Source organism: Ruminococcus sp. Marseille-P6503, from assembly GCF_900604945.1.
Lineage (GTDB): Bacteria > Bacillota > Clostridia > Oscillospirales > Ruminococcaceae > FB2012.
In genome coordinates this window covers 599478-612256 of the sequence record NZ_UWPB01000002.1, presented here as the reverse complement: position 1 = coordinate 612256, position 12779 = coordinate 599478, and the positions used below count along the sequence as shown (strand labels likewise).

Here is a 12779-nt window from a genome sequence, read left to right as displayed (position 1 = left end):
AATAAGGATACCACAAGGCTTTTAATATATCCAGTACCAATATCAACAAAAATGCCTTACGATTTTTTATCATAAGGCATTTCGTTATAATAGGTTTTCATAATCTCTTCCGGAGTAAACAACCCTTGCTATTGTTATGCGTTTTTTATCCTCGTCGACCCAATAAAACATGATATAATTCTGAACTATGAGCTTGCGGTATTCATGCCTCAGCGGTTTTACAGGAATATACACCGAACACTTATACGGCATATCCGTCAGCTTTTCAGCAGCTTCAATCATTTTCTCAGCCAGTCTTTCAGCGGCTTCGGGATTTTCAAGCTTTACGCCGATATATTTTGCAATGTCAACCATATCACTTTTGGCTATCGGCAAATATTCAATTGTATACATTATTCTTCTCTCGCCGCCGCTTTCATTGCACTTAAAACATCTTTTGACGAAAAGCGTTCGCCGGTTTCCGCAGCTTCACGCTCAGCTTCGGTAAGCTTGAAATATACGTCGCTTTCAAAATGCATTTTCTCAAACGCTTCCATACTCATAACTACCATATCGCCGTAACCGTTTTTGGTAAGGAAAACAGGCTGTGCGGTTTCGTGAACGGTCTTTGAAATATCGGCAAAATTGTTTCTTAAATCCGAAACAGGTCTGATCATATTCATATCCATAATCATCGCCTCCTGAATATATTTTATCACAATTACGCTAAATTGTCAATGCGGTCTATATTTTTTCTTTAAACTTCAATCCACCGATCAAGTGAAATTCCAGCTCATGCTGATTTATGACAACAATCTTATCAACAATGCTTTCAAATTCCGATTCTTCAAACTTAGTTATAGGATCATCTTGCTTTTCAAAAAAGTCGATCAGCATTTCAATCTGATCAAGCGTTTCATCCTCATCGTCGGAACGTGTAAGCTTTTTCAGCTCCGTTTGCAGTTTATTGATTTTAACTGTAAGTCCTGCGATCTGCTCAATGTATTTTGCCTCGTCCAGAAATCCCTTTGTTTTCAGCCGCGCGAGAACATGAGACTGCTCCCGAAGCTTTGCGATCTCCTTGCGGACTTCCATTACCTGAGCCTGACCGCTGAACTTTCTGAGCTTAAGATTCTGAAGAGCGGTATGTAAAGGGAGAAGTATCTCTTTGTAATTGAAATATAGCTTGTTGTATAGACGTATAAATGCTGATATTACGTTTACCTCTGAAATCTGCTTATTTGAACATCTGTCGGACTCTGTATCATGCAGCCTGCACACCCAATAATTTTTATTATTGCCGCATTTAAACTTGAATGTTGAACCGCATTCTCCGCAGTAAAGCTTTTTTGAAAATATCCGGCTGTCTTTTATTCCTTTAAATGATTTTTTATGCTCGTTTAAAATTTTCTGAACCTTATCAAAATCTTCTCTTGAAATTATAGGTTCATGTCTTTGTGAATAATAGTATTGCTCACGTTCGCCTTTGTTCAGCATTTGTCTGAACGGAAGCGTATCCGTTGTATACTTCTTCTGAAATAGCTGATCTCCGATATATTTTTCATTAGTCAGCATTAGTTTAACTGTACCCGCAGTCCAATGACATGGTTTGCCTTTCCTTTGGACGTTTAAACTGTTTAGCGTTTTAGCTATTTTTGCAGTGCCGCTGCCGTTCAGATAGCAATCAAATACCTGCCGGACTATTTCGGCTTCTTGGGAATTTAAAGCTAACTCTCCGTTTACAAGGTCGTACCCGAAAAGCGGAGTACACATTTTTATTGTGCCGTTTTCCATTCGCTTTTTTATTCCCCAACGTAAGTTCTGCGAGATCGAAGTCGATTCCTCCTGCGCAAGACCGCCCATAATGGTTATCATCATTTCATCGGTCATCTTTGCGGTATCGATATTTTCTTTTTCAAAAAATATCGTTATTCCAAGGGATTTCAGTTCTCTTACATTTTTCAGACAGTCTTTTGTATTACGGGCAAATCTGCTGATAGATTTCGTATAGATCCTGTCTATCTTACCTCTGCGGCAGTCCTTCATCATCCTCTGAAACTCGCCGCGCTTGTCCTCGCGTGTTCCCGTTATCCCTTCGTCGGCATATATGTCGATGAGCTCTTCCGCTTTTGAATCCTCAAAAAGCTGACTGTAGTACCTTGTCTGCGCCATAAAGGAATTAAGCTGATCCTCGCTGTCAGAACTTACTCTGCAATAGGCGGCGCAGCGTATTTTTGCTGTTTTTTCTTCTGTCAATGTTGGCTGTATTACCGTTACTGTTGGCATTATATCACCTCCGTTTTACTCATAAGGATACTACAAATTTTTTCAAAATGGTATCATCAAACCTGACAAATTCAAGCCGCCAATACTGTGCAGTAACGACTATAGCAATCTTCAGTATTAAGCTTATCGAGACGTTTTTTCTGCTCGTCTGTAATAATACCTGCCGAGAGCATTTTTTCAGTTATCTGTTTCAGAATTTCCGCGGCGTACTCCGCCTGACCGTATTTATTCATTATCTTCAACCCCCATGCTTATTTTCAGCGCTTCATTGACCTTATCCATTATCTCATTATCCAGAGAACCCAAGTATTTTTTCAGCCGTCTGCGGTCTAACGTCCTTATCTGCTCCGTCAGGATCATTGATTCCTTCGGCAGTACTTCCGTTCCCGAAAGAGGAACATGGACCGGAAGGCTGTTTTTCTTTTTGGAGGATATGGGTACCGTTATAACGGTAGGACTGTATTTATTTCCCGTATCGTTCTGTATAACCAGAACGGGACGTATTCCGTCCTGCTCTGAACCTATGATGGGACTCAGATCCGCATAAAATATATCTCCCCGCTTAATCAGCATTTTTATCATTTCCTTTCTTTATGCATCTGGCAAACGGACAGTACAGAACGTCGGTATCCCTGCTGTACCATACGCAGCCCTTGCATTTATGATCATCCGGTAATCTGACGCAGGGAACGTTCAGCGAAATACCTGATCCGTCGCCGGCCATAGGCTGCCAGCCGTATTCCTCTCTGCGTCTTTTATCCTTAGAAACATTACTCATTTAATCAGCTCTTTCTGTCGTTTATATAGCTTAAGCGCGGGAATTTCCCGCGTTTAAGCTATATCCGCGCCGTCCTTTATATCCGCTTTCCTTTATGAAATAAACATGATTACGGCGCGGACAAGCTTTTATCGTTTTGCCTTCGTCTGATTCGTTGCATCAGACGATTTATCGCGAAATTTATCCAATACCGGAAACGATCGACAGCTTATCGGTCTCATGGAAATCTCATCCCTCTGTGGTTCTCACAGAGCCGCCCTCATTGCTTGATTCCCCGGTCAAGGGGCGCTGTGACTGGACGGAAGTATCATTATCCTCCTGCGTTTCATCGCCGTTCCGAAAAGCTGTTTCGGATTTTGAAGCTTCATATTTACCGCAAGCGTATGGCTTCCCTGGCTGACGAGATTTTATACCGCCCGCAGGATTAAAGTATTTCCGGTACTGCTATTCTGTTTTCAAGGTTCCGTAGGAGGCTTTTTTGCCCCTCTACTTATTAAGGGAATGGGAGGAGCGTTTTGAGACCCCTATTTTAGAAATTTTTTTATTTTCTTTTTCGCCTGCTCTATTGACTTCCGTATTTGTTTGTAGGATACATTCTCGATCTCTGCTATTTTACGTTCGGTCAAACCATAGTAAAAATAGCGAATGACGCGTTTTTTCTGCTTATCGGTCAGGTTTTTCACAGCTGAATATATCCGCTCGTTCTGAAGCTTACGCATAACCTGGTTTTCCACAGTGTCATCAGCTGTAAGCTCGGCTTCATTCAAAACTCTTTCTTCTTTTTTAAGTATTCTTTTTCGTTCTCTGTCGTCATATGCGATTCGGTCATTGTACTCTGCGGCGTACAGCTCAAACTGTGCCGGAGTCATAATAATTTCTTTGGCAAACCTCGGATGCCGCTCTTTAAAATGTGGATCGTCGGTAACGATTATGTAGTTTGCACCGCAAAATCTTTCATAAACCCTGTCCAGTGAAAAATAGTAAAACCCTTTTTTACTGATGATCTCTTTAACAAGCTTCATATCAATTTTTTTAAATTCCGTCCTTTTCATTTCAATTCCTCCGTATTGATTTTCTTGTTTCGAATCAAACGAAGGCTTAAGGATATCCGGCGACAAAGCACTGCCACTTAAAAATGAGCATAAAAAAACTCCGTTCTGCCTTTAAAGCACAACAGAGTTTGAGCTAAACACGCCTTAAAAGCTTGTTTACTCTTTGGTTTTGTTGGTTGTTTTTGCTAATATTTAATTATACCACTAAGCTGTCTATATTTTTATATTAATGCCGAAATATGTGCTTAAATGGTATAAATAATTCATCTGACATTAATATAGCCTTTTAGAAATACGTTTCCGCGCAGTTTGGATATTAACTCTTATTTATTGTTATTAAGCAGAGTAAAATAATTAATAAATTCGCAGACAAAAAAAGCGGAACGCTTTTACACGTTCCGTTTTAAATTACTATATACTTCTTTCTCCTTGTATTTATATATATTCCTTTTTCTTATTAGCTTTCCCGTTTCATGGTGACAAGGGGGGTGTGTCAAAAAAAATAAGAGTAAAACAAACAATTAAGTTTGTTTTACTCTCAAATTTGTTTAATAAACGTAATTCGTATTCTACTCAGACTTATTGACGCTCCAGTAGTTATACTTAGCAACAAGTTTTGTGCCACAGACATAGCAATTTATTTTTCGTTCATATCAACATCGTTTATAAAATTTTCAATTTCCAATTTACTTAAAATAAAGGGGCTAAAATAATTTTTAGTAGCTATAATTTTTTCTTCTCTTGTATATTTAGACCATAAATCATCTTCAGATACTCGATCTAATATTTTATCCCAAATACTTTTTTCGTATTTAAACTTATGTTCAGAAATCATGTGATTTTCTAATTTTCTCCACGATTCCCAATCGCTCTTATTTGCATGTGGATCTATCTCAGCTAAAATATCCACTATTTCATTTATTATTTTCGCTATTATAGGGCTACCAGCTATATATTTGTTATCAGGATTATCATGAAATTTAGCTTCCATTAATGCTTTATGTAAGTTTAATAAATCATAATAATTAGATAATTCAAATTTTTTCATTACATCACCTATTCATTTTTCATAACTGTTAAATTAGCGTTTCTTCCATTTCTAATGGTTCCATAATAAATAATTTCGTTTGGTTGAGTTGGGTTTATATAACTCAAATTATACTCTGCACCTGGGTAAATTGTAACCGCTATTCTGTATTCACCATAATCATCACTTTTACTTCCCATAAACAATGCATTGTTTACTTCATCAGGGGCGTATAAGTAGGGTGTTAAATAAACGCGTCCTTTTTCATCAGGTAATATTTTTCCTGACTTCAAAATTTCCATTGCATTTTCTTCATTTGTATAATGATAATATGTTTTTGGAATATTTGGAACCTTAGGAAATGTAATATCCTTTTCAGCAGCATCCGCATCATCTTTAGCAATCGACTGCGAACCCATAGAAGCATACAACCACGGGGCAAGATAAGGATTGGCCTCCGAATCAATAGTTGTACTGAATTCTGACATCAAACCTGTTGGAGCTGACAACACAGGCGCTGACGATATTCCGGTTAACTCTGCTATTCCGCATCCTATCGTTGTAAGAGCAGATGCAAGTAAAGAAGTAGTATTCTCAACAGCATCTTCTACAAAATAAGATGCTTTATTTATCGTTGTAGACAAACCTTCTTGAACTGCTGGTTGACTCAATGTTGTTGCTGCCAAACTTACAATACTAGCTGCTATAAATGCACCTGCTATAATTGCGTCATCCACACCTGCTATATGTCCCGTCGGATCGCTATAGTAAATCGGATTATTAGCACAATAAGTATAAAGGTTAAGGCTAAGCGGATCTTCTAATTTACCTGCATATGAATCCCTGCTGATAAACCTACCTGTACTCGGATTGTAATACCTCGCCCTAAGGTAAACCGTACCCGTTTCGGTATCGTAATATTCACCGCAGTAACGGAACGCATTTGTATCGGAATCATCAATATTCTTTTCAACGCCAAAAGCGTCATATGTATACTTCTTAGTTACCGCACCAGTTGAATCCGTAAGATTTACAACATCCCCATGCGCATTCTGCGTATAGTAGGTGTACTCAGACTTATTGCCGTTCCAGTAGTTATACTTCGCAACAAGGTTTGTTCCTCTGATGTAACAATCTGCCTCATAGAATTGGTTGTCGATAACGTCTGCAACAATCTGCTGATTACCGTCCCAGACATGATTTATCGTCTGACCGTCAACAGTCTTTTCGTAACGTAAACCGCTTGCATTGTACTTGTAGCTTGCAGTCGTTTCACCGTCGGTAAATCCAATCAGCTGATTCAGACCGTCATATGTGTTGGTTTCAGTTTTGCCCTCGGCAGTCTTTGTGATCTGATTTCCGTTAGCGTCATATGTGTAAACCGTCCGCTTTACATTTGAAGCCGGATTTAAGTTAATAAGATTTTCGTCAGCTTCTGCGGTCTTTACTTCCTTCTGAAGCAGCGCAGTGTACTTGCCGTTGGAATCAACATAGCTGTACTCGGTTACATAGTCCTCGGTACCTTCTGCCGTCATCTTGGAACGATTGCCGTAATCGTCATATTCGTATGAATAGGTATCTGTCGTATTGCTTCCAACCTTAACAGCTTCCTCCGTCAGTCTTTTCAGACCGTCATACTCATATGACGTTGTTTCTATTATACCACTTTCACTGCGTACTTTGCAAGCGTCAGAACCGTCTAAATAATAGGAATATTCGTAGCTTGATATGTCAGTATTGCCGGATTTGTTTTCAATCTTTGTAATTCTGTTCGCCTTGTTGTAGGTATAGGTCGAAACTACGCCGTTTGCAAGGGTTTCAGACTTTTTGTTGCCGTTCTTATCGTAGGTATATGAAACCGTTTCTTCACCTGTTTCTTTTACCTTGATAAGCCTCATTTCATCGTCGTATTCATAGCTTGTATACGAATACATCAGAAGATTGTTGATTCCTACAATCTGCTGCCTCATATACTGTGAAACGCCTTCATAGAAAAAGCCTTTAAACGTTGAATAACCGTTCTTGTATTCTATTTCCTCGGTTTTTCTGCCGAGATCGTCATAAGAATATACTGTGGTCAGATCATTGCTTACCGCTTTCTTAATTCTTCCCATATTGTCATATTCATACGACTTGCTGACATTCTTGGAAGAATCCTTTGAATTTACCGTATTTGAAGTAAGCACACGATTGAGAGCGTCATAGGTGTTGGTTGTTATATTGCCGTTAGCGTCTGCGCTTGTGAGTACGTTGCCGTTCAGGTCATATGTGATCTTACCTGAATTGTAGCCTGTGCTGTCGGTTGTTTTGACAGGTCTCAGCCAGTTATCATACTCATATTCTGTGGTCAGATATGAGGTATCGTTTTCGGAGGACATACCTGTGTACATCTTAACTTGAACGCCTGCGTTGTTGTAGAAATATTTTGAAATATTCTTTTCGCCGTTTGCAGTACCGTCGCTGAGGGTTACCTTTTCAAGCAGTCCCATTGCGTTGTACTGATTTTGAGTAACGCTGTTTTTGCCTGTATCAACAGTCTGAATTGTCTTGATTACATTGCCGTTTTTGTCATACTGATTTTCTGTAACGGAGTATCTTACAGCGCCGTTTTCAGTATCAAACGGAGCGTAAGTTTTCGTCAGCTTGTTAAGCTTGCCGTACTCATATTTTGTGGTGTTTCCAAGTGCGTCGGTAACCCTTGCAAGCTGTCCGTTGGCGTAATACGCGCTTGTACGCTTGGTTTCGCCGTTGGTCTTTTCCGTTACCGCATTGCCTCTGAAATCTGCAAGAGTTTCCGTTACAACCTGCTTTTCAGCAGTTATGCAGGTAGTCTTGATTGTTTTAAGTCCGCTGCATGATTTCGATGACGAACTGTCAAGAGCAGTGTAAACGTTAAAGCCGTGATTCTTTACAAATTCATAAGCCGTTGAAGTCAGAATCTGTTTTTCGGCGACTGCTTTCCATTTAAAATATGTCGCTTTTTCACGCTGTAAACCGTCGTATTCAACAATATTTATCGTACCGTCGGGATTTGTCTTTTCGATAACATTTCCGTATGCGTCATATTTAAAGGACGTTACATTTCCAAGCGCGTCGGTCTGGGTTTTAACGCTGCCGCTTGGATAGTATGAGGTAAGAGCTCCATGACTCTTATCGGCAGAATAATTAGGGCTGTACTCGGCAGTCTTTCTGCTGAGTTTATCATATTCCGAAATCGTAATTGCAGCCGTATTTCCCGTACCGAAATCGCTTACCTTTGTTACATTGTTGAATTTATCGTATTCATATTCCTTTACAGCGTAAATATTCTTGGAAATATCAACGCTTGTTTTTTCTTTTGATACCTGAAGCTGATTGTTGTATTCATACTCAACCGAGTTTACAACAGTATTTCCGTCCTTAATAACTTTCTTTATCGGCAGTCCCTTTGCATTGCCGGAAGTTCCGTATGTGTACTCGGTCACGTTCCCTTCAGGATCGGTAATTGTGCGTACCAGACCTGCAATCGAAGCCGTTTCGCTTGCCGGATAATAGGTGTAAACTGTCATTGCATAATCAGCATAGCTCACCTGCGACAGATCATAACCGCTTGCTGCAATTGCAGCCGCATTTGAAACAGGCGAAAGACTCTGATAGCTTTTTACAACGTTGACTCCTGTTTCATCGTACTCGTTAATTACAACGTTGTTGCTCTCGTCAACCTGAACCAGCGGCATATTTTTATCGTTGTATCTTGCTAAAGTGAATGTGCCGTCGGGATTTGTGGTCTTGATTACATTTCCGTTATCATCACGCTCATACTTAGTGGTATTGCCCATGATATCGACGCTTTCCTTAATTTCATCGTACTTGTTTTCATCGTCGATCATGTTGTAGGTGATTTTGTCAACCTCGTATGTCTGACCGTCGGTTTCCACCGTATTGGTCTTGACTGCGTACTTTTCATCGTACTCATAGGTGAAGGTTTTAACGAGCTTATCGCCGTCATATTCCTTGAGACCTGTCTGCTTGAAAGCCTTGTCATAGGTGTATTCCTGCTTGAGTCCTGCGGAATTTATGAGATAATTAACTGAGCCGTTATCGTTGTAAACAATCGTGTCTGTAACCTCGTCATAGCAGTTTGTGATCTTGCAGAGCCTGCCGTTTCCGTCATACTCGTATTTTTCAGTTCCGCCGGATACGCTTGTAGCGGATACAAGCTGGAAATCGCTGTTGTAGGCATAAGTCACTGTTCTGTTACCGGAGGTATCTTCAAGCTTTGTTATACGGCTATGTTCGCTGTTTCCGTTATAGGTAATCTTATATGTTCTGCCTGTGGAATCGGTTACAATTCTCTGATTGTTATTCATTGCGGAAATTGTAAGCTTATTGCCGTTAGTGTCCTTGACCCAGTCAAGCTCTCCGTCTGCATTGAAGTGATACTGGGACTGAGCCGCGTTTGTAACAGTATATTCATCGCCGGATTTTGTCATTGTGCTGTGAGCGTTAAGACACTCAAATCCGCCGTTGCCGTCGTCTTTGAAAGTGGTGTTTGAGCCGTCGGGGAGCACAACCTGATAATAACCCTGCGCAGGAATGACAATTTTGCTCACATCGATATTGAAGTCCCAACCTATACCGAAGCTGCCCTCTTCATCGCTCATGGAGTTGTAGGTTCTGACAAAATCGGATTTAACACCGGGAGAGGCAATGCTTAAATCGGTAAAGGATTTTGTGTAGTTGCCCGTTGCAATATGAACTCCGTCGCCGATTTCCCAGCCTTTGCGGTAGAGGGTATAGTCTGGCAGGTCATAAGGACGCCACCACGGTCTGAACCAGAAGTTTTCTTCCGTAAATTCCTTTGTTACAAGGATTCCGAATTCGTAGTCAAAATTTAAACGGCGTTCCGTATTGTAGCTGCCGTCCTCGTTGTTTATATATGTTTCCGGGTTGTCCCAGAGAATTGTCTGCTTACCGCCTTCATATCCGAAGATTATGGACTGTGTACCTGAAGAGTAGATTGCCTTATCTCCCGAAAGCTCGTTGACTTCCCAGACCGGTCCTGCGAATCTAATCTGTCCTGCCGTCCATTTGCCCTCCATATCCTGAAGCGTGATATATGTCCAGTTTCCGCCAACATAGAGTCTGTCAGCGTCGTTTGTCATGAGAATCGTGTCATAGCAGTTAGCCTGACCAAAATCAAAATGCTGTCCGATTACAACCTGACCTCCGTTTAAATTCATCAGCTGTCCTGTATTTCCGCCCCAGCCGTCAGGAGACGCCGTTCTGAACACAAGATTGTTTTCTATTAAAAGCTTACCGCCGTTGATGTCGAGAGTTGCGCCGTTGCCAGACCAGAACTGCGGCATATCCGTTGTAAAGGACATACAGTCCGCCACGTAAACAGTCTGACCGTTGAGGTCAAGATTTGTGTCGTGAAGATTAAAGCTGTAGGGAAATTCACCGCCTGCAAGTACCTTCAGATTTCTTTTGAAAGCGTGATCCCAGTCTAAATCTCCTGAAGCCGAATAAGCTGCGGAAAACCATGAAACGTCGGAGCCTTCAATTGTTCCGTTGTTATCCTTGTCCATGTATTCAAAGTAATTGACAGAACGTCCGCGTTTCTGAGCGTATGTATTTATTTTTGCAAGACCTTGTTCGTAATCTTCCTTATTAACTATTACATCGCCCGTCATTTCATGGTTGTAAATATATACCCATGAATTTACGGTTCTTGCCGTATCCAGTTCGCTTTTAAAATCCGCCAGTTCCGATTCGGACGCGCCCGATTCCTCTAAAAGCTTGTAGTCGGTATCGTTGATTACTCCGTCAAGATTTATGTCAAGACTCTGAATATACTGAGAAAGCGTGTAATATTCATCGTCGGCAAGGTTTTCATAGAAAGCGCAGAAAGCGTCCAGATCAGCCTGACTGATTACGTTATCGCCGTCTGCGTCCATACTGGGATTGAAATTGCTGTCGCCCTTCGTTGCTCCAAGACAGCTTTGGACGTATGCTGAATCAGATGAATTTATAACGTCGTCGCTCCACTGATTATCGTTGTCCGCGTTGTATGTAGTATCGCCGGGAACAAGAGTTACGGTATCCCATGAATCGCCTGAACCTACGGTATATGAGCCTGTTCCGAAATCCTTAAGGTAAAACGGCAGATATCCGTCGCATTCAAACTTGACATGATACACATCAGAGCCGCCTGCGGTTATGCTGAAGCTTCCGCCGCCGAAATCCGCAACCTTCTTAGAGGCTATTTCCGCCCAGTCGCCGTTGAAAATTCGCACATAAACAGGCGTATTCAAGTTGCCCTCCGTTACCACATTTCCGGTTATGGTCAGACCGCTCGCAGCGTTTGCCGCTGCATTTCTCTGAGCCTTGTAAAAAGCGTTTGCACCGGATTCAGAGTAATCAAAGTAGTCAACTTCTCCAAGACCGTCAACCGCGTTTTCATACTCCTGTTTTAGTTTGTCTGCGTTTCCTGAAAGCTCAAGGGATTCCTTGATGTCCGCAATCGTTTCAGCATGAGCGATTCCTTGCGAGCTGCCGTCGCCGTAAATAAGCACTTGCCCGACAAACATCACGGACAGAACGCCCGAAAGCGCCCGTTGAAAAAATTTTTTCAAGTTTTCGTCCTCCTATAATGTCAATAATTTATCATTTGAATAATAAAAAGTAAATAATACCTATTATTTAATGATATAACATTATTATATATTGTAATTTAACAAAACGCAATATATTTTTACAATTTTCTGCAAGTTTGTATAAATATCTAACCGATTGCACTTATATTTGTACAAATTAACTAATATTATATAAATAAGGTTTATTCAAATAATACGTCATAACAATAATACCATGCCAAGTGTAGGCATAAGCGTAAATCCGTTCTAAAAAAGAACGGATTTTTGATTTTTATTGTGTCACTACAAAATAATATTAGAAGCTGCAACAATAATTATCACAGCTTCTAACATACAGCACTTCAAAACTTCAATAAGAAATATGTTTTTGCATAATATGATTTCATCTGTTTTTAATCAGGCTCACCAATATATAAAATGCCATTTTCTTTTTCATTTTTACTATAATCATATTCGTCAGTCATATCAATCACCTTTATGCAAATAACACCAATCTTATTTGTTTCTTTTGAATTGGTAAGCCAACCCTTAAACGAAATCTTATACTCAGTTCCCTTGTCTGTTATAATATTTCTTGTATCAGCTCCATAAGCTTTTCTGTCTTTACTACCGGACGCACTCGAAAACGGTTCATCATAGGATACAATCTCCCCGTCCAGAAAATTAAACGCTTTATCTATCTGGGTATCAATATCCGGATAAGTTTCGATAACATACTCACTAAAAAAACTCTTTATCGTTTCAGCGTCCTTGTTGATAAAACATTCCATTATTTCTGCTTGACGTTCTTTCGCAAGGTCACCCGGAGATTTGTATTCTTCAGAATTTATTTTATCCGATACACAACCAGATAACGAAATTGTAACTGTTGCCATTAATAAAACAAACACATGAAAAAAACTTTGCTTCATTATGCCACTCCTTCATTGTACCATTGTATCCAGACTGTTTTAGTTTTTTCATCAAAAATCAAGTTTTCTTTTTGTAAATCGTTATAGTATTGAACATTTTTAGGGTCG

The 12779-nt window shown here is 40.2% G+C and carries 10 protein-coding genes; all 10 read right to left on the bottom strand.

The features are described 5' to 3' along the window. Window positions 1-84: 84 nt before the first annotated feature. The 10 genes from EIH25_RS08950 to EIH25_RS08910 all read right to left on the bottom strand — a co-directional run bounded on the left by EIH25_RS08950 (window position 85) and on the right by EIH25_RS08910 (window position 12671). Entirely contained in the window at window positions 85-393 is a 309-nt protein-coding gene (locus EIH25_RS08950; protein WP_124100733.1) for a type II toxin-antitoxin system RelE/ParE family toxin, read from the bottom strand. Continuing rightward, the gene (locus tag EIH25_RS08945) at window positions 393-668 is read right to left on the bottom strand and encodes a type II toxin-antitoxin system Phd/YefM family antitoxin (RefSeq protein WP_279254435.1); all 276 of its coding nucleotides are present in this window, start codon (window positions 666-668) and stop codon (window positions 393-395) included. The genes EIH25_RS08950 and EIH25_RS08945 overlap by 1 nt, the downstream gene beginning before the upstream one ends. Before the next feature lie 55 nt (window positions 669-723). Then, entirely contained in the window at window positions 724-2265 is a 1542-nt protein-coding gene (locus EIH25_RS08940) for a recombinase family protein (protein WP_124100732.1), read from the bottom strand. A gap of 71 nt (window positions 2266-2336) precedes the next feature. Then, the gene (locus tag EIH25_RS12450) at window positions 2337-2498 is read right to left on the bottom strand and encodes a hypothetical protein (RefSeq protein ID WP_164489205.1); all 162 of its coding nucleotides are present in this window, start codon (window positions 2496-2498) and stop codon (window positions 2337-2339) included. After that, the gene (locus EIH25_RS08935; protein ID WP_124100731.1) at window positions 2491-2838 is read right to left on the bottom strand and encodes a type II toxin-antitoxin system PemK/MazF family toxin; all 348 of its coding nucleotides are present in this window, start codon (window positions 2836-2838) and stop codon (window positions 2491-2493) included. Before EIH25_RS08935 ends, EIH25_RS12450 begins: the two co-directional genes overlap by 8 nt. Further along, complete coding sequence (locus EIH25_RS08930; protein WP_124099477.1) at window positions 2828-3043, bottom strand: hypothetical protein; 216 nt, start codon at window positions 3041-3043, stop codon at window positions 2828-2830. The genes EIH25_RS08935 and EIH25_RS08930 overlap by 11 nt, the downstream gene beginning before the upstream one ends. 524 nt (window positions 3044-3567) lie before the next feature. Continuing rightward, entirely contained in the window at window positions 3568-4095 is a 528-nt protein-coding gene (locus EIH25_RS08925; RefSeq protein ID WP_124100730.1) for a sigma factor-like helix-turn-helix DNA-binding protein, read from the bottom strand. Window positions 4096-4732: 637 nt separating this feature from the next. Further along, window positions 4733-5143 carry a hypothetical protein gene (locus tag EIH25_RS08920; protein ID WP_124100729.1) on the bottom strand — a complete coding sequence of 137 codons (411 nt, stop codon included), beginning with the start codon at window positions 5141-5143 and terminating at the stop codon, window positions 4733-4735. Window positions 5144-5151: 8 nt separating this feature from the next. After that, entirely contained in the window at window positions 5152-11739 is a 6588-nt protein-coding gene (locus EIH25_RS08915) for an RHS repeat-associated core domain-containing protein (protein ID WP_124100728.1), read from the bottom strand. A gap of 413 nt (window positions 11740-12152) precedes the next feature. Next, window positions 12153-12671: a DUF5104 domain-containing protein gene (locus tag EIH25_RS08910; protein ID WP_124100727.1), complete on the bottom strand. Its 519-nt coding sequence runs from the start codon at window positions 12669-12671 to the stop codon at window positions 12153-12155. Window positions 12672-12779 lie beyond the last annotated feature (108 nt).